This is a genomic window from Mycobacterium sp. BK086, assembly GCA_004362315.1.
Classification (GTDB): domain Bacteria; phylum Actinomycetota; class Actinomycetes; order Mycobacteriales; family Mycobacteriaceae; genus Mycobacterium.
Genome location: SNWL01000003.1, coordinates 845,488 through 870,375 on the forward strand (window position 1 = coordinate 845,488; position 24,888 = coordinate 870,375).

The 24,888-nt window shown below is 65.8% G+C and carries 29 protein-coding genes; 7 read left to right on the plus strand and 22 right to left on the minus strand.

All coding sequences use genetic code 11. The features are described from left to right. Positions 1-4: 4 nt before the first annotated feature. The 3 genes from EV580_RS04060 to EV580_RS04070 all read right to left on the minus strand — a co-directional run bounded on the left by EV580_RS04060 (position 5) and on the right by EV580_RS04070 (position 2,996). Positions 5-922: a tyrosine recombinase XerC gene (locus EV580_RS04060; protein WP_133689833.1), complete on the minus strand. Its 918-nt coding sequence runs from the start codon at positions 920-922 to the stop codon at positions 5-7. Positions 923-996: 74 nt separating this feature from the next. Then, positions 997-1,854, minus strand: a complete 858-nt coding sequence (locus EV580_RS04065; protein WP_133689834.1) for a siderophore-interacting protein — start codon at positions 1,852-1,854, stop codon at positions 997-999. 98 nt (positions 1,855-1,952) lie between these two features. After that, positions 1,953-2,996 carry an LLM class F420-dependent oxidoreductase gene (locus tag EV580_RS04070; protein WP_133691027.1) on the minus strand — a complete coding sequence of 348 codons (1,044 nt, stop codon included), beginning with the start codon at positions 2,994-2,996 and terminating at the stop codon, positions 1,953-1,955. A 203-nt stretch (positions 2,997-3,199) separates the two neighbouring features. Here EV580_RS04070 and EV580_RS04075 point away from each other — a divergent pair, with 203 nt between their 5' ends. After that, positions 3,200-4,225 carry an MBL fold metallo-hydrolase gene (locus EV580_RS04075; protein ID WP_133689835.1) on the plus strand — a complete coding sequence of 342 codons (1,026 nt, stop codon included), beginning with the start codon at positions 3,200-3,202 and terminating at the stop codon, positions 4,223-4,225. 14 nt (positions 4,226-4,239) lie between these two features. Here the strand turns inward: EV580_RS04075 and dprA are convergent, their stop codons facing one another. From dprA to EV580_RS04090, 3 genes are read right to left on the minus strand one after another with little or no spacing between them, the layout of a single operon-like run. Continuing rightward, positions 4,240-5,373: a DNA-processing protein DprA gene (gene dprA, locus EV580_RS04080; protein WP_133689836.1), complete on the minus strand. Its 1,134-nt coding sequence runs from the start codon at positions 5,371-5,373 to the stop codon at positions 4,240-4,242. Beyond that, entirely contained in the window at positions 5,370-6,881 is a 1,512-nt protein-coding gene (locus EV580_RS04085) for a YifB family Mg chelatase-like AAA ATPase (RefSeq protein WP_133689837.1), read from the minus strand. Before EV580_RS04085 ends, dprA begins: the two co-directional genes overlap by 4 nt. Further along, a complete protein-coding gene (locus EV580_RS04090) occupies positions 6,881-7,246 on the minus strand; it encodes a YraN family protein (RefSeq protein WP_133689838.1) in 366 nt (121 codons plus the stop codon). The genes EV580_RS04085 and EV580_RS04090 overlap by 1 nt, the downstream gene beginning before the upstream one ends. A gap of 17 nt (positions 7,247-7,263) precedes the next feature. On the opposite strand from EV580_RS04090, the gene EV580_RS04095 reads away from it, so the two are divergent. Next, entirely contained in the window at positions 7,264-7,467 is a 204-nt protein-coding gene (locus tag EV580_RS04095; protein WP_133689839.1) for a hypothetical protein, read from the plus strand. Positions 7,468-7,624: 157 nt separating this feature from the next. Here the strand turns inward: EV580_RS04095 and EV580_RS04100 are convergent, their stop codons facing one another. Further along, positions 7,625-8,008 carry a DoxX family protein gene (locus tag EV580_RS04100; protein ID WP_133689840.1) on the minus strand — a complete coding sequence of 128 codons (384 nt, stop codon included), beginning with the start codon at positions 8,006-8,008 and terminating at the stop codon, positions 7,625-7,627. 80 nt (positions 8,009-8,088) lie between these two features. Between EV580_RS04100 and EV580_RS04105 the strand changes: the two genes are divergently transcribed. Next, positions 8,089-8,952, plus strand: a complete 864-nt coding sequence (locus tag EV580_RS04105) for a sigma-70 family RNA polymerase sigma factor (protein ID WP_133689841.1) — start codon at positions 8,089-8,091, stop codon at positions 8,950-8,952. A gap of 3 nt (positions 8,953-8,955) precedes the next feature. Here EV580_RS04105 and EV580_RS04110 read toward each other — a convergent pair whose 3' ends face one another. From EV580_RS04110 to EV580_RS04120, 3 genes are all read right to left on the minus strand, one after another. After that, the gene (locus tag EV580_RS04110; protein WP_133691028.1) at positions 8,956-9,729 is read right to left on the minus strand and encodes an HAD-IIA family hydrolase; all 774 of its coding nucleotides are present in this window, start codon (positions 9,727-9,729) and stop codon (positions 8,956-8,958) included. Between the two features lie 77 nt (positions 9,730-9,806). Next, positions 9,807-10,412 (minus strand): hypothetical protein, encoded by a 606-nt coding sequence (locus EV580_RS04115; RefSeq protein ID WP_133689842.1) that lies wholly within the window; start codon positions 10,410-10,412, stop codon positions 9,807-9,809. Between the two features lie 121 nt (positions 10,413-10,533). Further along, positions 10,534-11,709 carry an MFS transporter gene (locus EV580_RS04120; RefSeq protein ID WP_221220487.1) on the minus strand — a complete coding sequence of 392 codons (1,176 nt, stop codon included), beginning with the start codon at positions 11,707-11,709 and terminating at the stop codon, positions 10,534-10,536. Positions 11,710-11,931: 222 nt separating this feature from the next. Between EV580_RS04120 and EV580_RS04125 the strand changes: the two genes are divergently transcribed. Then, positions 11,932-13,110: an ROK family protein gene (locus tag EV580_RS04125; RefSeq protein ID WP_133689844.1), complete on the plus strand. Its 1,179-nt coding sequence runs from the start codon at positions 11,932-11,934 to the stop codon at positions 13,108-13,110. 6 nt (positions 13,111-13,116) lie between these two features. On the opposite strand, the gene EV580_RS04130 is transcribed toward EV580_RS04125, so the two are convergent. From EV580_RS04130 to rplS, 5 genes are all read right to left on the minus strand, one after another. Further along, positions 13,117-14,067: a hypothetical protein gene (locus EV580_RS04130; RefSeq protein WP_133689845.1), complete on the minus strand. Its 951-nt coding sequence runs from the start codon at positions 14,065-14,067 to the stop codon at positions 13,117-13,119. A gap of 93 nt (positions 14,068-14,160) precedes the next feature. Further along, on the minus strand, positions 14,161-14,466 hold the full coding sequence (locus EV580_RS04135; RefSeq protein ID WP_071946215.1) for a DUF2469 domain-containing protein: 306 nt from the start codon (positions 14,464-14,466) through the stop codon (positions 14,161-14,163). Positions 14,467-14,510: 44 nt separating this feature from the next. After that, positions 14,511-15,215, minus strand: a complete 705-nt coding sequence (locus tag EV580_RS04140) for a ribonuclease HII (protein ID WP_166654577.1) — start codon at positions 15,213-15,215, stop codon at positions 14,511-14,513. 11 nt (positions 15,216-15,226) lie between these two features. After that, complete coding sequence (gene lepB, locus EV580_RS04145) at positions 15,227-16,060, minus strand: signal peptidase I (RefSeq protein WP_133689846.1); 834 nt, start codon at positions 16,058-16,060, stop codon at positions 15,227-15,229. Between the two features lie 53 nt (positions 16,061-16,113). After that, positions 16,114-16,455 carry a 50S ribosomal protein L19 gene (rplS, locus tag EV580_RS04150; protein ID WP_133689847.1) on the minus strand — a complete coding sequence of 114 codons (342 nt, stop codon included), beginning with the start codon at positions 16,453-16,455 and terminating at the stop codon, positions 16,114-16,116. Positions 16,456-16,769: 314 nt separating this feature from the next. Here rplS and EV580_RS04155 point away from each other — a divergent pair, with 314 nt between their 5' ends. Then, positions 16,770-17,702 carry a serine hydrolase gene (locus tag EV580_RS04155; RefSeq protein ID WP_133689848.1) on the plus strand — a complete coding sequence of 311 codons (933 nt, stop codon included), beginning with the start codon at positions 16,770-16,772 and terminating at the stop codon, positions 17,700-17,702. A 4-nt stretch (positions 17,703-17,706) separates the two neighbouring features. On the opposite strand, the gene EV580_RS04160 is transcribed toward EV580_RS04155, so the two are convergent. After that, positions 17,707-19,908: an MDR family MFS transporter gene (locus tag EV580_RS04160; RefSeq protein WP_133689849.1), complete on the minus strand. Its 2,202-nt coding sequence runs from the start codon at positions 19,906-19,908 to the stop codon at positions 17,707-17,709. A 479-nt stretch (positions 19,909-20,387) separates the two neighbouring features. Between EV580_RS04160 and EV580_RS04165 the strand changes: the two genes are divergently transcribed. Continuing rightward, positions 20,388-21,071: a TetR/AcrR family transcriptional regulator gene (locus tag EV580_RS04165; RefSeq protein WP_166654578.1), complete on the plus strand. Its 684-nt coding sequence runs from the start codon at positions 20,388-20,390 to the stop codon at positions 21,069-21,071. A gap of 251 nt (positions 21,072-21,322) precedes the next feature. Further along, the gene (locus EV580_RS04170) at positions 21,323-21,640 is read left to right on the plus strand and encodes a DUF732 domain-containing protein (RefSeq protein ID WP_166654579.1); all 318 of its coding nucleotides are present in this window, start codon (positions 21,323-21,325) and stop codon (positions 21,638-21,640) included. A 174-nt stretch (positions 21,641-21,814) separates the two neighbouring features. Here EV580_RS04170 and EV580_RS34460 read toward each other — a convergent pair whose 3' ends face one another. From EV580_RS34460 to EV580_RS04200, 6 genes are all read right to left on the minus strand, one after another. Then, positions 21,815-22,132 (minus strand): DUF732 domain-containing protein, encoded by a 318-nt coding sequence (locus EV580_RS34460; protein WP_133689852.1) that lies wholly within the window; start codon positions 22,130-22,132, stop codon positions 21,815-21,817. A gap of 106 nt (positions 22,133-22,238) precedes the next feature. Further along, complete coding sequence (locus EV580_RS04180; RefSeq protein ID WP_166654580.1) at positions 22,239-22,541, minus strand: hypothetical protein; 303 nt, start codon at positions 22,539-22,541, stop codon at positions 22,239-22,241. Positions 22,542-22,629: 88 nt separating this feature from the next. After that, positions 22,630-23,064: a hypothetical protein gene (locus EV580_RS04185; RefSeq protein WP_286171439.1), complete on the minus strand. Its 435-nt coding sequence runs from the start codon at positions 23,062-23,064 to the stop codon at positions 22,630-22,632. 92 nt (positions 23,065-23,156) lie between these two features. Next, positions 23,157-23,597, minus strand: coding sequence for a hypothetical protein (locus EV580_RS04190; RefSeq protein ID WP_133689854.1), 441 nt, complete (start codon positions 23,595-23,597; stop codon positions 23,157-23,159). Positions 23,598-23,654: 57 nt separating this feature from the next. Further along, positions 23,655-24,089: a hypothetical protein gene (locus EV580_RS04195; protein WP_133689855.1), complete on the minus strand. Its 435-nt coding sequence runs from the start codon at positions 24,087-24,089 to the stop codon at positions 23,655-23,657. Between the two features lie 107 nt (positions 24,090-24,196). Further along, the gene (locus EV580_RS04200) at positions 24,197-24,865 is read right to left on the minus strand and encodes a hypothetical protein (RefSeq protein WP_286171440.1); all 669 of its coding nucleotides are present in this window, start codon (positions 24,863-24,865) and stop codon (positions 24,197-24,199) included. Positions 24,866-24,888 lie beyond the last annotated feature (23 nt).

Here is a 24,888-nt window from a genome sequence, read left to right on the forward strand (position 1 = left end):
TCGTTCAGGCGCGCGGATGCGCCTGGTCGTGCACGGCGCGCAGCCGCGCAACGGTCACATGGGTGTAGAGCTGCGTCGTGGCCAGCGTCGAGTGGCCCAGGATCTCCTGGACGATGCGCAGGTCAGCGCCGCCTTCCAGCAGATGCGTTGCGGCACTGTGCCGTAGGCCGTGCGGACCCATGTCGGGGGCGCCGTCGACCGCCGAGACGGTCTGGTGCACGACGGTGCGGGCCTGGCGCGGGTCGAGGCGTCTGCCCCGCGGGCCGAGCAGCAGTGCGGGACCGGAGTTCTCGTTGACGAGTTCGGGCCGGCCGTCGGTCAGCCAGGCGGTTAGCGCAGCCAGCGCCGGCGCGCCGAACGGGACGGTGCGTTGTTTGTTTCCCTTACCCAGCACGCGGAGCAGCCGCCGGCCGGTGTCGACGTCGTCGACATCCAGCCCGCATAGCTCGCTGACACGAATCCCGGTGGCGTAGAGCAATTCGACGATGAGGCGATCGCGGATGGCCAGCGGGTCGCCCTGTTCGGCGCCGAGGTCGGCGGCGGCCATGGCGGCCAGCGCCTGGTCCTGGCGCAGGACGGCGGGCAGAGTGCGGCGGGCCTTGGGCAGCTGTAGGCGCACCGCCGGGTCCTCGGTGAGCAGGCCGCGACGGGTGGCCCACGCGGTGAACGTCTTGACCGCCGAGGTGCGGCGGGCCAGCGTCGTGCGGGCTGCCCCGGCGGCGGATTGCGCGGCCAGCCACGACCGCAGCAGCGGCAGGCTCAGGCCCGCCAGTCCGGCACCGGGAGCGCGTTCGTCGACAAAGGCGAACAGCGAGCGCAGGTCGGTGAGATAGGCGCGTTGCGTGTGCTCGGAGCGGGCACGTTCCAGCGCGAGGTGCTCGGCGTAATCGTCGAGGATCGCCGAGTAGTCGCCGGGGTCCACGTCCCTACGGTGGCACTCGTGCGCGTACCCCTGTGGATGCGCGCGCGGCGTGTCCCCGCGTCGTGACTATTCCGTTAGCCCTGGCCCGCTTCGGCGTCGGCCAATTCCCTCTTCCACTGCTTGAAGGACTCCTCCGTGCGGCCTCGGCGCCAATAGCCGGAGATGGACGCCCATTTGGCGTCGACGCCGCGTTCCTTGCGGATGTAGGGCCGCAGGTTGTGCATGACGGCCTGGGCCTCGCCGTGAATGAAGACCTGCGCTTGGCCTGGCAGCCACGGGGTGGTCTTGACGGCCTCGACCAGAGGGGCGTTGTCGCCGGCCCGGTCGTCGCCGACGAGATCGGCACGCCCACCGCGGTAGATCCAGTTGATCGCAACGGATTCCGGTGCCACCAACTCGACCTCGTCCTCGGGACCGGCAACCTCGATGAACACCTTGCCAACAGCGTTGGGCGGCAACGCTTCCAGCGCGGCGCTGATGGCGGGCAGACCGGCTTCGTCACCGGCGAACAGATGCCAGTCGGCGGCCGGGTCGGGCGAGTACGCACCACCGGGGCCCATCAGATAGATGGTGTCGCCCGGCTTCGCCGATGATGCCCACGGCCCGGCCACGCCGTGCTCGCCGTGCACCACGAAGTCGACGGTGATCTGGCGGGCCTGGGGATCGACGCGCCGCACAGTGTAGGTACGTACGGTGGGCTGCTGTTCGGGCGGCAGCTTGTTGAAGATGTCCAGCGTGAACGGCGTGAAGCGGCCCTTGAGCTTCGCGACGTCGACGTCGTCGCGCACGAAGACGAACTTGACGTAGGAGTCGGTGAACTCACCGGGTTTGAAGGTGTCGAAGCCGGTACCGCCGAGCACGACGCGCACCATATGCGGTGCGAGCTGCTCAGTACTGACGACCTGAAATGTGTGTAGTGGTCGACCCGCCACATCGCCTCCCGACGGAATTCGTTAGCCAACCTCTTCGACTATACGTTTCGCGATTGTGTTCGGGCTGGCTACGCCGGTCCCGCGGGGCCTATCTCGTGTCAATCCATGAAACCCTTGACGGTCGCCATGTCGTCGAGGCGCTCTGCGTGCGACCGCGCGACCGGATCTGCGAGAACGCAGGTCACACCCGCTGCCTTCATCGCAGCGATGCGGTCCGCAACCTCCGCGCGACTGCCGATCAGCGAAATGGCTCGCACGAACTCCTCTGGAACAGCTTCGGCAGCCGCACTTTTCGCGCCGGCCAAGTACCGTTGCTGGATGTCGGCCGCTTCCTGCTCGTACCCATACCGGGCGAACAGCGTGTTGTAGTAGTTCTTGCCGACGGCACCCATGCCGCCGACATACAGGGCAACGTTGTCACGCACCGCGTTCAGCGACGCTTCCTTCGCGGCATGATCGTCGGAGATCAACAACGGACTTTGGACGGTGATGCCGAGGTCGCCGAGGTCAGTGTCGCGCATCCGTTTCCCGCTGGTGAGGGCCTGCCCGAATGCACGATCGGCCCGTTCCGGATGGAAGAGAATCGGCTGCCATTCGTCGAACACTTCGGCCGCGAGCGCAACGTTCCTCGGCCCGATCGCCGCCAGGGCCATCGGAATGCGGTCCCGGACCGGTCGACCGATGATCTTCAGCGGCTTCCCCAATCCCGATCCGCCGGCGTCGGCATCCAACGGCAACGTGTAATGCCTGCCGTGAAACTCGCTGGGTTCCCGCCGCCAAATCGTGCGGCAGATGGTCACGTGCTCCCGGGCTCGCTCGACCGGAGCATCGTATTTGACCCCGTGGAAGCCCTCGATGACTTGCGGCCCCGAAGCGCCGATGCCCAAGACGCAACGCCCGCCACTGACGTAGTCGATGCCAGCGGCGGTCATGGCCAGGTTGGTGGGCGTTCGTGAATACATCGGCAAGACCCCGAAGGCCAACTCCGCGCGGCGAGTCTTGGCCGCCACGTAGCCCATTTGGCTGACTGCGTCCACGCTGTACGCTTCGGCGATCATCACCCGGTCCAGTCCGACCCGCTCAAAGTCGACCAATCGGTCTGCGGCAGAAGCGAACTCGTCCCCGCAATAGTGCAGGGGCATACCCAGCTTCACAGGCTCTTCTCCTCAGTCGAAAAGGCCGCCGGGACGGCCGGATCTGTTTTCACCCCGCGCCGCCACACGTCATTTTCAAAGCACGATTCGACAGCATGTCGATGGCGTTCACCTCGTCGTAGTTCCGCAGACTAGCAGTATTTTTATTTCATGTTAAATTTTGTTTCGTGAGCAGAAGAGCGGCGCGAGCAATGCCATCCGCATCGGTGGCACCGATCGAGCACGGTCTCCATGAGCTGACGGATAACGTCGTCTGCGTCCCACTGCCGCTCCCCATGCCCGACCTGCAGGTCGTCAACGCCTATGTCATCCACTGCCCCGATGGGGTGACTCTCGTCGACCCGGGTTGGGCGTACCCACCTGCCGAGACGGCCTTGCTCAAGGCACTCGACAGACTGGGATTCGCTGTCGGCGACGTACGCCGGATAGTCGCCACCCACCAACACTGGGATCACTACTCGCTCGGTGTGCAGTGGCGTGACCGGTACGGCATCGAGCTGATGCTCGGACACGAAGAACATCACAGCATCACCGCGTTCGCGCGCCAGCCCGACGAGGTTCACCCGGGCCAGGTGGAGATGTTGATCCGAGCCGGTGCACCGCAGGTTGCCACTGAGATCAAGGCGCTCGATTGGCAAGAATACGAACGGAATGTGGCGTTCTCGCCGCCCGATCGCTGGCTCACCGACGGCGAGGTGATCGACTGCGGCTCCGTACGAATGATGGTGCGCACCACTCCAGGGCACACCAGAGGCCACGTCGTGCTGCACGATGCGCGGCAGGGCCTGATCTTCACCGGTGACCACCTGCTGCCCAGGATCACGCCATCGATCGCATTCGAGCGTGCGCCCGAGCACTTGCCCCTGCGCTCGTATATCAATTCACTGCGCTTGATGCTGGATCTACCCGACGCACGAATGTTGCCTGCCCACGGCGCCACCGAGCGCACCACCCACGCGAGGGCCCACGAGCTGATCGAACACCACGAGACCCGACTGAATCGGATCAGCGAGCTTGTTGCGGCCGGCGCGTGCACCGCCTACGACGTCGCGAACCAGATGCTCTGGACACGGCGCGATCTTGGGCTCGACGACCTGCCGCCCGTGCACCGCATGACGGCGATCCTGGAGGTGCAATCGCATCTGGATGTGCTGGAGCTGCACGGAACGTTGAGGAGTTCCGACGACGCTGGTGTTCGAAGCTTCGCGGCAGCGTGACGGTGGCGGTGCGGTCATGCCGGCCGCCGCACCAACTTCCAGCAGCCGTCCTCACGGCGAGCCAGGCCGGCGATCTCCAGCATCGCCAGCGGGCCCAGCACTCCTGTGGGCGGCAGACCGGAAGCGACCGCGATCTCGTCGGCGCTGAGCACGCCACGCGCGGGCAACGCCTCGTAAACCTGCTTCTCGGCGTCCGTCAGCCCATCGAGCGGGCCCACGGGCCGCGGCTCTTCGTCGGCGAATTCACCTGCCCGCCCGACCAATTCGACGACTTCCTCGGCACGGGTCACCAGCTCGGCACCGCCGCGCAACAAGGCGTGACACCCCATCGACGAGGCTGAGGTCACCGGACCCGGCACCGCACACACCACCCGGCCCAGCGCGCGGGCCCAAGACGCGGTGTTCGCGGCCCCGCTGCGCACACCGGCCTCCACCACCACAGTGGCGACTCCCAGTGCCGCCACCAGCCGATTGCGGGTCAGAAAGCGGTGCCGAGCAGGCCGCACGCCGGGCGGATATTCGGTGAGCAGCAGCCCCGAGCCGCTGATGCGGTGCAGCAGTGCCGAGTGTCCGGCCGGGTACAGCACGTCGATGCCGCCGGCCAGAACGGCGACCGTCTCCCCCTCGACAGCCAACGCGGCACGATGGGCCACCCCGTCGATGCCGTACGCGCCACCCGAGACGACGGCCACCTCACGCTCGGCCAGCCCCGCGGCCAGGTCGGCCGCGACATGCTCGCCATAGCTGGAACACGCGCGGGTGCCCACGATGGCCGCGGACCGTTCGGCGACCTCGTCGAGCCGAGCCGGGCCGATCGCCCACAGCACCAGCGGCGGGCGACCCTGCTGCTTGTCTCGCACGGCCGATCCGCCGAAGCCCGCGAAGGCCAGCCGCGGCCACTCGTCATCGTCGGGTGTGATCAGCCGGCCACCCCGCCGCTCGATCATGTTCAAATCCTCTTCAGCCGCATGGATGTTGCGGCGGGCTGCCGTGCGGTCGCGCAACGCGTCGCTCACCTCGCCCGCCGCAACCCGATACGAGGCCTCCACCGGGCCGAGTTCGCCGACCAGCGCTGCGATTTCGTCGCACGGCGGTTCGGCAACCCGGGACAGATACGCCCATGCCAAGGTCGTGACATCGTCGCTCACGGCTTCACCTCTCCCCGGCGGAAACTCAGCGCCACCGCAACGTCGTCGATGTTCGGTGTGGTGCGTCCGGCCAAATCCGCCATGGTCCAGGCCACCCGCAACGATCTGTCGACGCCGCGGATGCTCAGCACCCCACGCTCCAATGCCGTCTTCAATGGGGCCATGGCGGTGCTATCGAGCCGAAACTTACGGCGCAGCACCGATCCGCTCACCTCGGCGTTGGTGAGGAATCCGTAGTGGCGCCACCGCTCAGCGGCTGCCGCGCGGGCATGCGCGACGCGCTCGCGCACCGCAGCGGTGCTCTCCGCAGCCTCCGGAGTGAAAGCGCCAGCCCGCACCATGTGCATCTCGACTCGTAGGTCGACGCGGTCCATCAGGGGCCCGGACAGCTTGCCGAGATAGCGCCGTTTATCCAGCGACGTGCAGATGCAGTCTTTCGGATCGGTCTTGGCACACGCGCACGGGTTGGCTGCCATCACCAACTGGAACCGCGCTGGATAGCACGCCACCCCGTCGCGGCGGGCAAGCCGAATCTCACCGTCTTCCAACGGTGTTCGTAGCGACTCCAAGACACTGACCCGAATCTCAGCACACTCGTCGAGAAACAGGACACCCCGATGCGCACGGCTGACCGCACCCGGACGTGCCAAGCCCGAGCCCCCGCCGACGAGTGCCGCCACGCTCGAGGAGTGGTGCGGTGCAATGAAGGGCGGACTCGTGATCAACGGGGTGGTTTCCGACAACAGCCCGACAACCGAATGGATGGCGGTCACTTCCAGGGCTTCACTCTCGGTGAGCTCCGGCAGTAGACCGGGAAGGCGTTGCGCCAGCATGGTTTTCCCGACACCGGGTGGGCCGGTGAGCATCAGGTGATGCGCCCCGGCGGCGGCCACCTCGACGGCGAATCGGGCGTGGGTCTGCCCCACCACGTCGGCCAGGTCGGCAATGGACGCAGGCTGCGGTGCCGGCGCATCGACGCGCTCGTCGAGCGTGGCTTTCCCGTTGAGCCAGGCCTGTAGTTGACCCAGCGTGGCGACTCCCAGGACTTCGATGCCGTCGACCAGGCTGGCTTCGGGCAGATTCGCACGGGGCACCACAACTGTCGGCCAGCCGTGCTGCTTGGCGGCCAGCACCGCGGGCAGAACGCCACGCACCGGCCGAATCCGCCCGTCCAGAGCCAACTCTCCCAGCAGCACCGACTTCTCGAGGCGCTCCCACGGCTTCTTGCTCTTCGCTGACAGCACGGCGGCGGCGATGGCGATGTCGTAGAGCGAGCCGGTCTTGGGCAAGGTCGCCGGCGACAACGCCAGCGTGAGGCGCGACTGCGGCCATTCGTTGCCGCAGTTGGTGATTGCCGCGCGCACGCGATCGCGGGACTCGCGCAACGCGGCGTCGGGCAGCCCGACCAGGTAGACGCCGGGCAGCCCCGAGCTGATATCCGTTTCGATCTCGACGATCTCGCCATCGAGGCCGCGCACGGCGACAGAGTAGGCCCGTCCCAGCGCCATCAGCCGACCGCCTGAAGGTGGGTGATCTCCGGGGTGCGCTGCCGGCCGATGCGTACACCAATCACGTCGATGCGGACACTCGCCCAGCTCGCATCTTGGCCGGCCAGCCACAGCCCGGCCAAGCGACGGATGCGGCGCACCTTGGCAGGTGTGACGGCGTACTCCCAGCCGCCGAAACCGTCACCGGTGCGGGTCTTGACCTCCACGAACACCGCGGTGCGATCGGGGCCTGCGGCGATCACGTCGAGTTCGCCATAGCGGCAGCGCCAATTGCGGGCCACGATCCGCAGGCCCAGCGCGGTCAGGTGGTCAACCGCAAGCTGCTCCCCCAGCGCCCCGAGTTGGTTGCGCGTCAACGTCGTCATGGATGCAGCGTCGGCGAGTGAACCGACACACGCCGACACTCACTGCCGGATACCTGCCGAGAATGGGCGAGTTGTCCCCAGACCCGCGCTCATCCACAGCGTCGCCACCAACGGCGACGCTGGCATTCATCGCCGTCCGTGCCGACCCGGCCGATGCCGAACTCGGCGGCTTCCGCGCTGCTCATGCGCGTCATCAAGCGTTCGGATCGCTCGTCGTCTAACTGGGCGACCTCATCCCACCAGGCCATGATCTCCCCCTCAACCGAGTACGTGACATCGATCGTCGCGCTGGAGAATCACGGCCGCACGCGTAGTTCGGCACTCGACTTCTCGGGGCTACTCACTGCGCTACTCGACGGTCCGAAACACGCTGTCGCTTCAGGTGAAGGGATGAAGCTCGAACCGGCCCCACGCCACAAACGCGAAGGCACAGATGAACAGAACATCACCGAGCATCGAGCCCCATTCGCTGCGGCGGAATCGAGTCGTGGCGGCGCCGGCCATGAACAACATCAGCCCGGTTGCCGCCAGCGGGACCAGAACCGGCGCGACGTTCATCAACGCGGGAAGCACGAGCCCCGCGGCGCCGACGAGCTTGATCGTTCCAATCGCCTTGATATGTCCCGGGCTGAAGTCGTCAACCCAGTGCTGACTCGTCGAGAGGGCCCGGTAGCGGGCCTTGCTCAGCAAGATCTGGCTGGCACCGCCGACGGCGAATGCGACGGCGAGCACTGCGGCGGCGACCCAAAGCACTGTGTTCATGATCTCGCTCTCTGTGGTTACCTCAGTCCTTGCGGGCTCGTCTTTGGTGTTGACGGGTTCCGACGACGCGAGGTAACAACATGACGAATGACGCCGACACTGTGGAGCAATTCGCGTTACAGCGAGGTCGTCTGCTGACGATTGCGCACCGAATTCTCGGGTCACATGCCGACGCCGAAGACGCTGTACAGGAGACGTGGCTGCGATTCTCGCGGCAGGACCCGGCGTCGATCGACAACCCCGCAGCCTGGCTCACCACAGTGGTCGGTCGCATCTGTATCGACATGCTGCGCGCCCGCGCCGTCAGGGCCGAGGTCCCATTCGGCGATGATCCGTCCGACATCGTGGTGGTCGATGATGCCGAGACCCCGGAGGACACCGCCGTGCTGGCAGATCTGGTCGGCATCGCCTTGTTGTCCATACTGTCTTCGCTCGGACCGGAGGAACGACTGGCCTTCGTTCTGCACGACATGTTCGCCGTCCCCTTCGTCGACATCGCCGCCATCGTCGGCAAGTCGGAGGCCGCGACGAAGATGGCCGCGAGCCGTGCCCGGCGCAAAGTACACGTGGCACCGACAACGCCATCCGCCCTCCACGAGCAGCGCGCCGTCGTCGATGCGTTCATGCGCGCCGCTCGCGATGGCGACTTCGACGCCTTACTCGACGTCCTGGCCCCCGACGTCAGGTGGGAACAGCAGAGTGCGCGTGGGGTTACCGTCACCGTCGGTGCCACCGAAGTCGCCGACGCGGTACGACGCGGAGCACGCGCGAAGGTCACCACTCGACGCGTGTTAATCAACGGGACGCCAGGCATCGCGGCGTGGAGCACCACGGGCAGACCCCTCGGCATCATGGTGTGCACTGTGACAAACGGACGGCTCACAGCCATCACGTCGATCTCCGACCCTGCGCGTCTGGCCGCGCTGGATCTGCCGGAGCCGTAGAGGTCAGATCAGGTCGATTGCCTCGGCGATCGACGGCAGCACCCGCGCCGGGCGGAACGGATAGCGCTCCACATCTTCGATCGTCGTCGAACCGGTCAGCACCAGGATCGTCTCCAGCCCCGCCTCGATACCGGCCACCACATCGGTGTCCATCCGGTCGCCGACCATCACCGTGCTTTCCGAATGCGCCTCAATGCGATTCAGTGCGCTGCGGAACATCATCGGGTTGGGCTTGCCGACGAAATACGGCTCCCGCCCGGTCGCCTTGGTGATCAACGCGGCCACCGACCCGGTCGCCGGCAACGGCCCTTCCGCCGACGGTCCGGTGACGTCGGGGTTGGTCGCGATGAACCGCGCCCCCTTGCCGATGAGTCGAATTGCCTTGGTGATCGCCTCGAACGAGTACGTCCGCGTCTCTCCGAGCACCACGAAATCGGGGCCGGTGTCGGTCAGCGTGTACCCCGCCTCGTGCAGCGCGGTGGTCAGCCCCGCCTCGCCGATCACATACGCCGACCCACCCGGCAGTTGGTCCACCAGGAACGCCGCAGTGGCCAGCGCGGAAGTCCAGATCGCCGACTCCGGCACGTCGAGTCCGGAGCGTGCCAGTCGTGCCGCCAGGTCACGCGGGGTGTAGATCGAGTTGTTGGTCAGCACCAGGAATCGCCGCTGCTTGTCGATCAGGCACTGCAGGAACTCCGCCGCCCCGGGCAGCGCATGTTCCTCGCGCACCAGGACACCGTCCATGTCGGTCAGCCAGCACTGCGGTGTCGCACGCATGGCCCTCCCTTCGAGCACATCCTCGGAATCAGTGTTCCCCGACACCGCACTGCCAACCCCGTTTTCGAGCAGCGGCGTCATGACGCGATCCCAGCAGCAGGCCGACGCTGCACCACCCGGCCACCGATGCATGTCTGGGTGAAGGCTGACACCGGGGTCACCCGGAACGCGGTGTCGTCGACTGCAGGCGGAACAGCTTGGCCACCAACGGATTCAGATCCGTACAACACGCCCCAGCCCACCGAGCCGTCGCCGTCGGAATGGGCGACCAGAAGCGTGTCCCGCGAAGACATCTGATCCAGCACGGCCTCCAGCAGCTGATCCGGTTCGGCCAGCACTACGACCGGCTGAACTCCCGCAGTAGTCAACCGCGCCACCTCGTCGCGCAGCCCGGCCCGCTCGGCCAGCAGGATCTGCAACAGCATCCGATCGCTGGATTTATCCCGATGCACCGCACCGACTTTGGTGCGCACCCACATGCCACACACCAGGCCCTCGATGTGCTCGACGACAGGCGGCAGCGAGCGCCGGTCCACATGCAGCCGGGAGGACAGGCAGGTCCGGTACGCCGCACGCGCCTCAGCGAGAGTGTTGGCACCCCCGGCACATCCACTCGGAACACCCCGGAACGCGATCTCCGGCTGATGTTCGGGGTCGTAACGGAAGACCACATGGTCGGTCATCAGATGACCTCCCGTCGGACCGCCCGCTCTCCCAGGACGATCGTCACCCGTTGTCGGGCAGGCAAATACAGATCGACACACAGCGGATCGCGCCGCCGAAGAAGAGCCACCAAGAACCGGATCATGAGAGCACCGCCGGCGAACGACGTTGCAGTGCCACCGACACGGTGAGCACCACGAGCCCGATAACAGCCAGTACGGCGCCTGCCGCGGCCGGTGCGGTGTACCCGTAGCCGAGCGCGATCACCAGCCCGCCGATCCACGCGCCCGACGCATTCGCGATATTCAAAGCCGAGTGATTCAACGCCGCGGCCAGCGTCTGCGCCTCGGCGGCCACGTCCATCAGCCGGGTCTGCAACGCGGGGGCGATCGCCGCTCCGCTGGCACCGATGCCGAACAAGACCAGCATGGCCGTATACGGGTTGTGCGCGGCGGCAACGAAGATCGCCAGCACCACCGCCAGCGACGTCATCGAAATGTAGAGGCCGCGGATCACCGACCGGTCGGCCATCCGGCCGCCGGCGAAGTTGCCGACCACCATGCCGACACCAAAGACCATCAACCCCAACGGAACCCAGGACTTCGAAACTCCCGCCACGCCGGTCAGCGTGGTGGCGATGTAGGTATAGACGGCGAACATGCCACCGAAGCCGACCATTCCGATCAGCAGCGCCAGCCACACCTGCGGACGCCGCAGCGCCCCCAGTTCGGCACGCGTGCTGGTGGCATACCCCGGGGCGACGTCCGGCAGCCAGATCCAGATCGCCACCAACGTCATCAGCCCGATGATCACCACCAACGCGAATGCGCTTCGCCAGCCGAGCAATTGGCCCAGCCAGGATGCCAGCGGAACCCCGACGACCGTCGCCACGGTCAGCCCGGTCATCACCTGCGCGACGGCTTTGGCCCGCCGCTCGGGGCCGAGCAGTTGGGCGGCCACCAGCGCGGCCACACCGAAGTACGCGCCGTGCGGAAGGCCTGCGAGGAATCGTGCCCCGATCAGGACCGGATAGTTGGGTGCCAGCACGGTGGCCACGTTGCCGACGGCAAACAGCGCCATCAGGCTCATCAGTACGACCTTGCGGTTGAACTTGGCCGTCATCGCGGCCAGCAGCGGCGCGCCGAGCACCACGCCGAGTGCGTAGGCGGAGATGACGTGGCCCGCGGTTGGCTCGGAGATGCGAAAGCCGCCGGCGATCTCAGGGAGCAGCCCCATCGCGACGAACTCATTGGTGCCGATGCCGAACGAACCCAGCGCCAGAGCCAGGATGCCGAGTCCTGACCGGGTCGGGCACATCGCGGGTGACGCCGCCGGGGTGGCGGGCCGAGAGGTGAGAGTCACGGGGATGTCGCCTTTCTGTGCGGTGGCGGTGTGCTGCCGCAGTGCAGCGTCTGATCCCTGCCCACGACTCTAGCGCCACTTAGGCCGCTCCTCCAACCGACTTTTGTCTAAATACGGTCAAAGTGACACGCATCTCCATTACTTTTGATCGGCGATAGATCTTGGTTCAATGGAAAGATGCCGGTCACCAGGCGTTCTGCCGCCCCCGCTACGGCGGGGGAAGTTTTCGCGCTCATCCGCGACGGCGTCGCCACCACCCGCACCGAAGTTCGCGAGCTGACCGGACTGTCCAGGACTGCCGTCGGAAGCCGTATTGCCGCCCTGGGCCGCCGCGGACTGGTCTCCGAAGGCGAGGAAGGCCCGTCGACCGGCGGGCGCCCGCCGGCGCTGGTCCGATTCAATGCCGAAGCCGGGGTGGTCCTCTCGGCAGCCATCGGCCGCAGTCGCACCCGCCTGGCGGTCTGCAACCTCGCCGGCGACATCCACGCGCTGACCGATATGGACTCCGAGATTCGCATCGGCCCCGACGACCTGATGCCCGACCTGGCCAAGCGCCTCGAAGTGCTGCTCGACGAAACCGGACGGCCCGCCCGCGATGTCCTCGGGGTCGGAGTGTCGCTACCGGGCACCGTCGACCAGCAGCGCGGCTGCAGCCTGGCCTCACCGGTGATGAGCGGCTGGGACGGTGTTCCCCTGGAGCCCTACTTCCGCAAGCTGACGTCGGCACCGGTCGTGCTCGAGAATGACACCAACGTCCAGGCCCTCTCCGAACGCCGCGGCCCTCTGAAAGTCCACGACGACCTACTGCTCATCAAGGCGTCCACCGGCCTTGGGGCCGGCATCGTGTCCGGCGGCATCCTGCAGCGCGGCGCGCTGGGCGCGGCCGGCGAGTTCGGCCACAACAAAACCGCTGCGGCCGAAGGCATTCCGTGCCGCTGCGGAGACACCGGCTGCCTGGAAGCCATCGCCGGCGGGTGGGCACTTGTGCGCACCCTGCAAGAGCAGGGCCGCTCGGTCAACCACATCCGCGACGTCGTCGAGCTGGCCAACCACGGTGACGGCGAGGTTCGTCAGCTGCTCCGCGAGAGCGGCCGCCACGTCGGTGAAGTGATCGCTCCCGCGGTGAACCTGCTCAACCCCGAGGTTCTCGTCGTCGGCGGCGACATGTCGGGCGCCTACGACTTCTTCGTCGCCGGCCTGCGGGAAACGTTGTACGGCAACGCAACCGCGCTGGCCACCCGCCACCTGCACGTCGTGCCGTCCACCTACGGCGACAAGGCAGGCAATATCGGCAGTGCGGCACTGGTTTTGGACAAGATCTTGTCGGCCGAGGCCATTGACGCGTCGCTGCGCTGACCGCAACTAGTGCGGGGCGACCGTGTATCCGAGATCCTCGAGGATGCCGAGCTCGACCGGGCTCAGGACGCGCGCTTCCGCTCCGTCGCCGTCGTCACCGGGATTCATCAACTTCTTGTTCTGGCCGGTGAAGACATGGCCATCCAGATGCGTCACATTGCTGACGCTCCACGTGGGATCCGTGAGAAGCGGCACCGGCTTCCCGTCGTAGGCAGCCATCGCGTTCGGGCCGCCGAAGAACAATCCGCCGTTGCCACCGGTGAGATTCGGGTCGAAGGCGGTGTCGAACGTGTAGTCGTCCTTGATCACCTTCGCGCCGTCGGCGTTGACGATGAACTCGTCGAAGGTGGGTCGGTTCTTCACCGGTGGCGACCCCGGGCCCTGCACGTTGGTGTCGAAGCCCAGCGTGTGCACCAACTCATGCATGATCGTCGCCTTGAAATCGTCCGGGGCCTGCGCGTCGCCGTCGTCCTTGGCCACGTCGTCACCCAAGGCCCAGTTGGAGTTCCAGTTCACGTCGATGTCCCCGTCGGGCAAGGCGGCGTTGGCGTCCTCGCCGGTGATCAGCTTCTGCTGAACCACCGTGCGGAAGTAGCCGGGTGACTCGTCGTCGATCCGATCGCTGGACGCCTGCGCGAGGTGGCTCGGCTCGTTGTCGTCGGCGATCTTGTAGGTGAGGGTGACGGGTTTGGGAACCACGAGGTAGGACGCGACGGTATCGGCGGCGTCGTTCAGCGCCGCTTTGGCCTCATCGGTCCAGTGGCCGTCGCCGTCGGGGTAGATGAAATCGAAGGTGATGGCATTCTGATCGCCCACCAGGTGGGCGGGCTTGTCCGGCGCCGACGCCACGACGCTGTCCGCCGTCGAGGTCGGCTGCGCCTGGGGTTGATCGGACGAACATCCCGCGACGAACAGACCCACAACCGCACTCGCCGCCCCGACCTGTAACCACCCCATCACCGGAAGCGTACGTGATCAGGCGCGTGCAGTACGCGGATAGGTTACCTGTGCAAATATGTTGTGCTAGACCGGAAGTCGCTACCGAGACGTTTATTCGGGCAGCCGCAGTTCGGGCTTCTCGACCTCTTCGATGTTGACGTCCTTGAAGGTGATCACCCGGACCTGCTTGACGAACCTGGCCGGGCGGTACATGTCCCACACCCAGGCATCGGTCAGGCGCAGCTCGAAGTAGACCTCGCCGTCGGTGTTGCGCGGTACCAGCTCCACACTGTTGGCCAGATAGAAGCGGCGCTCTGTCTCCACGACGTAGCTGAACTGCCCCACGATGTCCTTGTATTCGCGGTACAGCGAGAGCTCCATCTCGGTCTCGTACTTTTCGAGATCTTCGGCACTCATCGGCTCAGCGGTCCTCTTGTCGTTTCATCGGTATCCATCTTGACTCACAGCGTGTCCTCGCGTGCGACTGGTGGGCACTCGACCACCATCTCGGTCCCACCGACACCGGCCACCCGCCGAACATTGATGTAAGAAAACCGGTGCTGACGGCACGGACCGAGGCTGTTCAGCGCCGCGCTGTGCGCCGGGGTGCTGTACCCCTTGTGCCCGGCGAATCCGTATCCGGGATGTTCGGAGTCCATCGCCACCATCAGCCGGTCACGGCTGACCTTGGCCAGCACGCTGGCCGCCGCGATACACGCCGCCGCCGCATCCCCGCCGATCACCGGCAACGACGGCATCGGCAGCCCCGGCACCCGGAAGCCGTCGGACAGCACATACCCCGGCCGTACCGACAGACCCGCCACCGCCCGGCGCATCCCCTCGATGTTGGCCACGTGCACTCCCCTGCGGTCTACCTCGGGGGCCGGGATGAACACCACGTGATAGGCCAGCGCGTAGCGCTTGATGATCGGGAACAGCCGCTCCCGTTCTGCCTCGTTGAGCTTCTTGGAGTCGTCCAGCGCCGCCAGGCTCTCGAGGCGATTCGGGCTGAGCACACACGCTGCCACCACCAACGGGCCCGCGCAGGCCCCGCGACCCACCTCGTCGACCCCCGCCACCGGCCCCAAACCGCTTCGGTACAAAGCGGATTCAAGCGTGCGCAGTCCCGACGATTTGCGGATCACCGTCCGCGGCGGCCACGTCATCGCCGGCACGGTCAGCCCTGCTGCGGGTTGACCGAAGACACACCACCCCAGCGAGAGGGCGGCCACGCGATGAACCGCGCCTTGCCGATGACGTTGTCCACCGGAACGGTGCCGGCCATCGGGTCACCGGTGCACAGGATGCCCTTCTGCGCGTCCTCGGGGGTGCTGGTGCAGTGCGCACGCGAGTCGGCCGAATGGGTGCGGTTGTCGCCCATCACCCACAGCCGGCCGTCGGGCACCTTGACCGGGCCGAACTCATTGCCCAGGCACGGGTACACCAGCGGGTCGGCATTCATGGTCTGCGCGTTGAGGTAGGGCTCCTTGAGCGGCTTGCCGTCCACGGTCAGTCCGGTGTCAGCACGACACTGCACGGTCTGGCCGCCGGTCGCGATGACGCGCTTCACCAGGTCGTTCTCGTCCGGCGGCACGAATCCGACCACCGAAAGCGCGTTCTCGAGGTAGCGGACCGCCGTGTTCTCCGAGCGGATGGACTTGTAGCCCACATTCCAGTTCGGCGGGCCCTTGAAGACGATGACGTCACCGGGGCTCGGCTCGCTGAACCGGTAGGTGACCTTGTCGACCATGATGCGGTCGCCGACGCAGCCGGCACAGCCGTGCAGCGTGGGCTCCATCGATTCCGACGGAATCAGGTACGGACGCGCGATGAACGTCAGCATCACGTAGTACAGAACCAGCGCGATCGCGACGAGGATCGCGCCCTCTTTGAGGGCTGACCGCTTCTTTTCGCCCTTCTCAGGGGCGTCGTCAGCGGTGGTGTCGCCCGGAGCGTCCGTCGCAGTGACGGATTCCGGAGTGGCGTCGTCCGAGCCGGGTTTGTCGGTCACGTCGTTAGCGTAGTCAGACGAGCTGACTGGTCAGTGCCGCCCACACTCGAAGCTCAGCGCTTCTCCTTGATCTTCGCCTTCTTGCCACGCAGCTCGCGCAGGTAGTACAGCTTGGCGCGACGCACGTCACCGCGGGTGACGACCTCGAGGTGGTCGATGTTGGGCGAATGCACCGGGAAGGTGCGCTCGACGCCGACGCCGTAGCTTTCCTTGCGCACGGTGAAGGTCTCGCGGATGCCACCGCCGGAGCGGCGCAGCACAACACCCTTGAAGACCTGGATGCGCTGCTTGTTGCCCTCGATGACCTTCACGTGGACATTGATGGTGTCCCCGGGGCTGAAGGTCGGGATGTCGTCGCGCAGCGACGCCTGGTCGACGAAGTCCAGCGTGTTCATCGGTGACACTTCCTTGTAGTTCGCGGCGCAGCCAACTCACCTGCGCAAACGCGCTGGCGGTCGCCGGGCCGATGGATTCGGGCACGTGGTGTTTGGCGCAGCAGGCGGAAGAATCCAGTCCAGCCCGCGCGGCAACTGCTCAATTGTGCCAGATGCACCGCGAGCAGTGAAATCGCACGACCCGCCGGGGTAACAGAATGATTCGGCTAGCTAACCGCGCGGTGTAGAAAAGGTACGGTTAACCTGAATTACGGTCGGGCGGCAGCGCAGCACCCAACATTATGGCGTTTCCCCAGGCCCTCGAGGAGATGGACATGCGACGGCATCTGTCGGTGCTGGTCACCGGCACTGCAGCGGCACTGATCGGCGTGCTGGTCGCCGCGTCCTCCGCTCAGGTCAGTGCCGGCCCCAACGACCGATCCGCCCGGCCCGTGAATCTGCTCTCCGCCGACCCGAACGCGATTGCCCAGGCGCCCGCGATGGGCCCGCTGGCCGACGCCCCGCCCGATGCGACGATCGGCCTGGATGTCCGCGCCAAGGCGGCGGCATCGGAGGCAGCCAAAGACGGCGCCGACATCAGCTTCACGGTGCTCGACCGCAACACCGGCCGGACGATCTCCGGCGGCGACGGCGCGCCCTTCCCGATCGCATCGGTGAGCAAACTGTTCATCGCCGACGATCTGCTGCTTCAGGTGGCCAAGGGCCAGCGTCAGATGACCCCAGAAGAGCGCCAGTCCTTCGATGTGATGTTGCGCTCGTCCGACGACAGCGCGGCCGAAGTGTTCTGGGGCGAGGGCGGCGGCAGTTCGATCGTCGGCCGGGTGAGCTCGCGATACGGCCTGGGATCAACCAGCGCGCCCTACGACGGCAACTGGTGGAACACCATGAGCACCACCGGCGACCTGGTGCGCTACTACGACATGCTGCTCGACGGCGCAGGTGGGCTGCCCGCCGATCAGGCCGCCCTCATTCTGGGCGACCTGTCGAAGTCGACCCCCACCGGAGTCGACGGCTACCCGCAGCGTTTCGGCATTCCTGACGGGCTGTTCGCGGAACCCGTTGCGGTCAAACAAGGTTGGATGTGCTGCTGGAACGGCGGCAACTGGCTGCACATGACCACCGGCGTGATCGGGGCCGACCATCGCTTCGTGATGGCCATGGCCTCACTGCAGCCGGTCGACGACGCCACCGCGCGCGCGACGCTGACGCAGGCCGTCAAGACGATGTTCCCCGGCGGGCGGGTCTGACCCGCTAGCGCCGCGGCGGCCCCGGCGGCCGCTCACGGAATTCGGCGCGGGCCCGGAACGGCCGGGTCGGTACGTTGTCCTCCGCGATTGCCGGCCCCATCTGCAGACGAGTGGTCGGCGCGGTCGCGCTGGCCGCGGTGCGCTGCGGACCGAGCACCATCGGCCGGGTGTACTGCTCGGCGCCGCCGTCGTTGTCTGCCAGCACGTCGCGCGCAATGCGTTCGATCGCGCCCTGGACTTGCATCCGGTCGGGTCGGCCCTCGAAAGCCGGTGAGCGGGTGAGGGTGTCGGTGATCCAACTCGCGAGCATGTTGCGGGCATGGTTCACCTCCGCTGCGCCGGCCGGGGTGAGCCACAGCTGATCGCCGCTGCGCTGGGCGTAGCCGCTCGCGACCAGCCGATCGAACGTCGGCTCCAAGATCTCGACCGGTACTCGGTGGTGGGCGGCCACGACGCTGAGGTCTGCCGTGCCTGCCACCTGCGCATGCCGGTAAATCCGCAGCGCCGCCCACATCAATGGGACGTCGAGGCGGGTGCCGCCCGCCCGCGCCAAAGCCGGCAGGTGCTGGCCGCGGTTTTCCCGCAGCAGTCGGCTGACCGCCACCTCGAGCACCTTCTCGGCTGGCTCGGTGGTCGGCATCCCGAACCCCTCGCCGAGGTCGGTGCTGCCCATCGCCGCGGCGTCGCGCAGCGGAACCTGCTTGAGGAACAACGCGAGAACGAAGCCGACGACGGCGACCGGCGCGGCGAACAGGAACACCTTGCTCAACGAGTCGGCGTAGGCCTCGACAATCGGCGCGGCGACCTCGTGGGACAGCTTGTGCAAGGCCTGCGGGGACTGCGCGACCTCGGGCGAGGCGCCACTGACGGCCAGTGCCGCGGGCAGCCGGTCGGCCAGGAAGTTGCTGAACAGCGAGCCGAAGATCGCCGCGCCGAACGAACTGCCGATGGTGCGGAAGAACGTGACACCGGAGGTGGCGACGCCGAGGTCGGTGAAGTCGACGGTGTTCTGCACGGTCAGCACGAGCACCTGCATGCTCAGCCCGATGCCGGCACCCAGGATCAGCAGGTCAAGAGACTGCACCAGCACCGAGGTGTGGGCGTCCATGAACGACAGCAGGACGAATCCGACCGCCATGATCGCGGTGCCCGCGACCGGGAAGATCTTGTAACGCCCGGTCCGTCCGACGATGACGCCGCTGGTCAGCGAGGTCGCCAGCAGACCCACCACCATCGGCAAGGTGTGCAGACCCGACACCGTCGCCGACACCCCGTCGACGAACTGCATGTAGGTCGGCATGAAGGTCAGCGCGCCGAGCATGGCGAAGCCGACGACGAACGACAGCACGCAACACACCGTGAACACCGGATCTTTGAACAACCGGATCGGCAGGATCGGTTCGGCCGCACGACTTTCGACGACGACGAACACCACGATCGCCACCAGCGATCCCACGAACAACCCGATGATCGTCGCCGAACCCCACGGATAGGTGGTGCCACCCCAGCTGGTCGCCAGCGTCAGCCCGGCCGCGCCGAGCCCGATCAGCACGATGCCCGGATAGTCGATGACCGGGCGGGACGTGCGGCCCAGCTGCGGGATCGCCCAGGCGGCGACCGCAAGCACCACCACGGCGACCGGCACATTGATCCAGAACGCCCACCGCCAGCCGAGATGGTCGGTGAACAACCCGCCGAGCAGCGGCCCCACCACAGTCGTGACGCCGAACACCGCACCAAGAGCGCCCTGGTACCGGCCGCGTTCCCGCAGCGGAATCACCTCGCCGATGACCGCCACGGCCGTCACCGTGATGGCGCCGCCGCCGATACCCTGCAGGGCCCGCGCGCCCACCAGCATGGTCATCGACCCGGCCAGCCCGCACAGCACCGAGCCGGCCAGGAAGAACAGGATCGCGGCCTGGAACACGACCTTGCGGCCAAAGGTGTCGCCGAGCTTGCCGACCACCGCCGTCACGATCGTCGAGGCCAGCAGATAGCTGGTCACGACCCAGGATTGGTGGCCGGCCCCACCGAGATCGGCGACGACGGTCGGCAGTGCGGTGGCCACGATCGTCTGGTCGAGAGCCGCGAGCAGCATGCCCAGCACCACGGCCAGAAAAACGAGATTGCGTTGCCGGCCCGTCACCTGCGCGGCCGCCGGTTCTGGCGGAGCGCCGATTTCTGGACGAGTCACGCCACCCTTCATACCCGGCGGCGGGGGTGGATAACCTGTTAGTCCGCCAGCAGGTCGGGCCTGCGCTCCCGGGTCTGCTGCAGTGCCTCGCGGTGACGCCAGGCCGTGACCTTCCGTAATCGTCAGAAACTTCGAGCCGACGGCCCTTTTCCGGGGTGCGCGAAACCTTTTGGCGGGACCGTGGATTGCCTATCACGTTGGGAGAAGCGAACCGTCACGGACTTTGATGGGACCTGGCTTCCCATTCCCGACGGGTCGCTGCGGAACAGGCTCCACACAGCGGCATTGGATGTGCGCGTGTCAACGTATCGTTGACACCCACGAAGGGCCAACTTATGATCTGAGACGGCACGGCTCAATATACTTATGTGACGACCTGATCGAGTGCCCGGTTCAGCAACACATCAGAGTTTGCGCGTTGTTTATCAGGATTGAGCCCACCAACGCCGGCGCCGGTCGCTGAGCTACCTGGCGAGGAGTCATCGACCACCGTGGCGGTAATAGACCGGGGCACTTCAGAGACGAGCACCGTCAAGCAACGGCTCATCGAGGCAGCCCACGATGAGATCACCGAGTTCGGTCTGGACAATCTGCAGATGGACGCGGTGGCCCGGCGAGCAGGGGTATCTCGTGCCACCGCCTTTCGTCAGCTGGGGGGCATCTCCGAGTTGGTGATCCAAGTAGCTCTTCTGCGCTCGGACCGCCATCGCGAGGTACTCAACCAAATCATGGCCAACAAGGTCGGGGTCTTCGCGAAGCTTGAAGCGGCGCTGGTCTTCTCCGCACGCGAGTTACCGGCCGATCCCCCAATCGCCGCCCTCATCGCGCGGCATTCCGAGTCAGCGCAGGATCCGCGGGTGCGACGGCGCGCCCTCGACGTCCTCGGTCAGGTACTGCTCGCCGGTCAAGAAAGCGGTGAAATCCGCACCGACCTGGAGCTCGACGAACTCGTCGACTTCATCGTGGAACAGACCTATCTGGCCGCAGACGATGTCCACCGCTCAGAAGCCGCCTCCCGCAGGCGATTCCGTCATTTCGTCGTGCCCGCGATAAGTGCGCGCGAACTGTGCAGTGGTGAACTTGCATCACGAATCACCGAGGTCCACGCCGCCTCCGAGGCTGCTCGCGATGCGCTCGATGCCCTGACTCAGACACTGCAGATCGCACGACCGTAGTTGGGTGCCTGTCGAGTGTAGTCGGCGCGTTGCCAGGATGTTGTTGACACATTGTGCCGAATTAACTTGCACCGCAGTCCACTAGGAGCAAGGAACCATCGCCAGTCGTTGTCAAAGCACGCAGTTGTCAAGACCCGGCGGTTGACCGGCCGGCATTCTTTGCGCGGCGTTCGCAGAATTTATCGCTGAGTAAAATAACCATTGACTGCTTTCGTTCCGGTGGTGCCGCCAACACCCGTATGGTTGTGGATATGTGGAGGAAACTTGCGGTGGTTGCCGCTCTACCGGTGATGATCGTGCTTGCGGCGCAGGCACACGCCACTCCTGCCAACACCCGCGACTTCCTCAAGCAGCTCGAACTCGACGGCATCGAGATCAACGGCCGCACGGCAATCCAAGAGGGTTACGACATCTGTAGCTTCATGAAGCCGCCAGACGGTGGCGCACTTTGGGACGCCGCACAGAAGGTCAAGTCGGAGCATCCGGATTGGACGATCGATCAAGCGCTGACCTTTTCCGACCGGTCCACACAGTTCATTTGCCCGGACGGGGAGTCGCACCGTCCGTAGAGGTTGGACGCGTCCACTTCGCCCGGGCGTCCGCCCACTAGCAGTGGTGGCGCTGAAATACGCTTGAGCACAGGTTCATTCACAATTTGATGCACACCGATGTCAATGGCGCTATCAATGCGCGACCCGCGCTGAGGCGATCTGCCCGCGCGGCCGAACCCAAATGACTGCGACTCAGGGACCGACAAGGTCAGTGAACTGAGGGCAATACGTCCTGACGGCCAACACCAAAAAAGGGTGGGCTTGACTCGGTGGATCGACCCTGGTGTAGCGGACGATGCGGGCTTCCACCTCAGCGGGAGCCCGTTTGCGGACGAGAAAATAGCACGCGGATTCCGCTTGACTAATCAGGTTGTCGGACGCCTGCAAGAATCCCATGGCCTGGACGTCCCGCACGAATTCGGCATCGTCTGCACGCGCCACGGGCGAGGCCAGGAACCCGAGTGTCGCCCCAATCGTGACGAAGCTCGTCGTCAGCGCGCGTATTCGCATTGCATTTCCGTTCTTTGGGGAATGGGGTCGATCGGGGAAGGGGTACCCCTGGGATGCATCACGGGCACCAGGGCCTGTCGGTGGCACCTCCCCCGCTGCATTGCCCTTACGGACACAGGTAGATGAGCGCCAGCTGGACGATTGCCGGCGACTGGAAGGTGGTTTCGGCCCCGACTTGACCAGCGCGGCGCATATCGCAGACGAATTGACCCCTGGTCAACAGCTCGCCATCGCTACGGAAAGCCGAGGGATCGTGCTTGGCCGCAAACACTTTGCGCAGTTGGTCGAGGTATTGAAGTTCGCCAGGTGTCAGTGGAGTCAGCGGCTCGGAATGAGCCGGAGGACCGGCGGCCACGCTGACGACCACGGCTACGAGCGCTGCAACCGTCAACCCCTTTCGGCTGTTCACGACATCTCCCATCACGTTGCGCCGGCTGTCAAAAAAATCGAAACACGTTGTCTGCCAATTACTTATCTCGCCACTCCTTGCGGACTTCCTACGGCGGGGCGAGCCAGGTCCGGGACGGCGTGACGAAGAACCTGAAGGGACCGCGCTGGCAGTACGTACTGGTATCGGCCATGGTGGCGCAGCGGGTCCCGTTGTACTCGATGTAAGTCCGCGGCGGAAGGTCCCGCTCCGCCCTGCCCGGCGGCATCAGAACGGCGAAGCCGGGATCCCACCGCATCCTGATCTGCCCGCTGACCCACCCGATGTTCGTGGTACCCGGCGGTGCGCCGCGGATATCGCCGGTGCATGCAAACGCCCCGCGGTCCCAGATACCGCAATTGAGCCCGAGTGGGGTTGAAAACCACACGCCACCAGAACTACTGGTGAAGTACTCGTCGTACTTCACCCTGCCGTAGTAGTTGAGGATCAGGTTGGTCGTCGGAAACGGGCTGTTCGGATCGCCGGTGTTTGGCTCTGCCTGCACCCCGGGCGACGTAGCGAGGAGTAGCCCGCTCACACACGCGGACACCGCAAGCCAGCGGCCCAGCCGTGGTGCAGGACCTTCCAGCCGCCCGGTCATGGCAGATTACCCGGCGACGATTCGTTCTTCGCGGTGTGCGGCACACTGCCATAGCAGGTGGCGTTGCCTAGATCGAGGATGCTCTCGCAAAGCACGTCGCTTCCTCTCGTGATGCGAACAGTTACGAAGTGCCCCTGCAGAACTCGTGCCACGGTTGCAGCCGTCCGAAAGTTTGGTCGCCAGTCTGCCCGCAGTTCGGCACCGTCGCTGGTCGGGCTCTCCGCATCAACCACCGGCACCGTCAGCGTCCAGGGCAGAGGCACGTCCTCGATCAAGTGTTTGCCCGCGGTGTCGCGGTACTCGACACCGGCCAGTTGCCCGACCGAGTCGGAGAAGATGTCATACCTCACGGTGTCCTCGGCGTGCGCCGTCGGTGCGTAAGCGAAGCCCGCCAGGCAAACAGCTATCGCGACCGCGCTTGGGTGAATGCGCTTCACATGGCTCCTTCGGCTTCAACGAAATGAGATACGACTAGTAATCCGAACGGGTCTCGGTCAACCAACCAGGACAGCGGTGGCTAGGACCACGTCCTTCCTGGCGTTGTACGTCGTGGCCACACCGTAGGCGGTATACGAGCAGTCGGGCAGTGTCGAGAAGCCCAGCAGTAACAATCCCTTGATCGACAAGACCGCGGTGGTCGCGGAGCCCGACAAGATTTGTGCCTTGCCGGCGCCCTTGTAGCCGAGGTCGTTCAGCAACGGCAGCGCGTCGGTCTCCGGAACGGCACGGGCCGCGAAGTTGAGGTACCGGTCCGTCGTATCGTTGATTTCCTTGGCCACCTGGTCGATCAACGGGTCCGAACGGAGCGGCCCACATGTCGATGGCCGTGCTGCGGCCACCGCGTCCCTCAGGCTTTCGGTCGCATCTGCCGATGCCGCGGGCGCAAGGACGACGCCGACAATCGTCAGTCCGGCTGCGGCAAAGCACATTCCGAGTCGAGCGCGGCGGCGAGGGGCTATGCGGCCCCGGCCGCCTTCCACCACGCCTGACCTAGGTCGCCGAGTCGTCATCGTCGCTTCACTTTCGCATTCGAGTTTCATCCTTCGCACACATGCGAACGATGGATGTCGGAGCCCCAGCGCTTCGCCTTCTGTACCGACGGGCCGGTGAACCAGTCGGGTTGATGGGCCAGGATGCCGTTGTTGACGTTGGACAACTGCTCCCACAGTTTGAAGAAGGCCTCGCCCTCGTAGATGGGGAAATAACTGTCGCCGAACGGGTTTCGTGCTTGAGTCAGCGACTGGGCCCGCGGCGCCAGGAAGTCAACAGCTTGTCCGATGTTTCCGGTGACGATGTCGACCTGCTGCTGAATGTTGTCTCGCGTGTAGTCGTAGTCCTTGCCGGTGACGTCGTCGATCCGGTTCGTCTGCAACCTGTCGATCTGGAATCTCAGCGTGGCGTACTGAGCGTTGTACCACTGACACATCTCGCTCATCGCCGTGATGTCGGCGGGCGTCACCGCGTTCTTCGTCTGGTCGTACGGAAACGGAAATTTGGGCGTCCACGACGACGCCGTCGGCACGACGATGGGCAACGGCCTGATGAGCGAACTGTCCGAGGGCGGCGAAGGAAGGGGAACCACGCCACCGGGATCGGCCTCAGGATCAGCACCTGCTGGTGGTCCCGTCACGACGACCAGCGCCGACCACAGCAGTGCGCAACCCACTGCGCCCGCGCCGCGTCGGATTGTTTCTCGAATCGTCACCGTGACTCCATTTCTCGCAGCGC

Coding starts and splice junctions, on each gene's coding strand:
- EV580_RS04160 (WP_133689849.1), bottom strand. CDS start 19,908: ATGAAGGGTGGCGTGACTCGTCCAGAAATCGGCGCTCCGCCAGAACCG.
- EV580_RS04115 (WP_133689842.1), bottom strand. CDS start 10,412: ATGACCGACCATGTGGTCTTCCGTTACGACCCCGAACATCAGCCGGAG.
- EV580_RS04110 (WP_133691028.1), bottom strand. CDS start 9,729: ATGCGTGCGACACCGCAGTGCTGGCTGACCGACATGGACGGTGTCCTG.
- EV580_RS04070 (WP_133691027.1), bottom strand. CDS start 2,996: ATGCCCCTGCACTATTGCGGGGACGAGTTCGCTTCTGCCGCAGACCGA.
- EV580_RS04075 (WP_133689835.1), top strand. CDS start 3,200: ATGCCATCCGCATCGGTGGCACCGATCGAGCACGGTCTCCATGAGCTG.
- EV580_RS04125 (WP_133689844.1), top strand. CDS start 11,932: ATGCCGGTCACCAGGCGTTCTGCCGCCCCCGCTACGGCGGGGGAAGTT.
- EV580_RS04140 (WP_166654577.1), bottom strand. CDS start 15,215: ATGACGTGGCCGCCGCGGACGGTGATCCGCAAATCGTCGGGACTGCGC.
- EV580_RS04090 (WP_133689838.1), bottom strand. CDS start 7,246: ATGACGACGTTGACGCGCAACCAACTCGGGGCGCTGGGGGAGCAGCTT.
- EV580_RS04170 (WP_166654579.1), top strand. CDS start 21,323: ATGTGGAGGAAACTTGCGGTGGTTGCCGCTCTACCGGTGATGATCGTG.
- EV580_RS04195 (WP_133689855.1), bottom strand. CDS start 24,089: ATGTGCTTTGCCGCAGCCGGACTGACGATTGTCGGCGTCGTCCTTGCG.
- EV580_RS04100 (WP_133689840.1), bottom strand. CDS start 8,008: ATGAACACAGTGCTTTGGGTCGCCGCCGCAGTGCTCGCCGTCGCATTC.
- EV580_RS04085 (WP_133689837.1), bottom strand. CDS start 6,881: ATGGCGCTGGGACGGGCCTACTCTGTCGCCGTGCGCGGCCTCGATGGC.
- EV580_RS04120 (WP_221220487.1), bottom strand. CDS start 11,709: ATGTGCCCGACCCGGTCAGGACTCGGCATCCTGGCTCTGGCGCTGGGT.
- EV580_RS34460 (WP_133689852.1), bottom strand. CDS start 22,132: ATGCGAATACGCGCGCTGACGACGAGCTTCGTCACGATTGGGGCGACA.
- EV580_RS04155 (WP_133689848.1), top strand. CDS start 16,770: ATGCGACGGCATCTGTCGGTGCTGGTCACCGGCACTGCAGCGGCACTG.
- EV580_RS04105 (WP_133689841.1), top strand. CDS start 8,089: ATGACGAATGACGCCGACACTGTGGAGCAATTCGCGTTACAGCGAGGT.
- EV580_RS04130 (WP_133689845.1), bottom strand. CDS start 14,067: ATGGGGTGGTTACAGGTCGGGGCGGCGAGTGCGGTTGTGGGTCTGTTC.
- rplS (WP_133689847.1), bottom strand. CDS start 16,455: ATGAACACGCTGGACTTCGTCGACCAGGCGTCGCTGCGCGACGACATC.
- EV580_RS04135 (WP_071946215.1), bottom strand. CDS start 14,466: ATGAGTGCCGAAGATCTCGAAAAGTACGAGACCGAGATGGAGCTCTCG.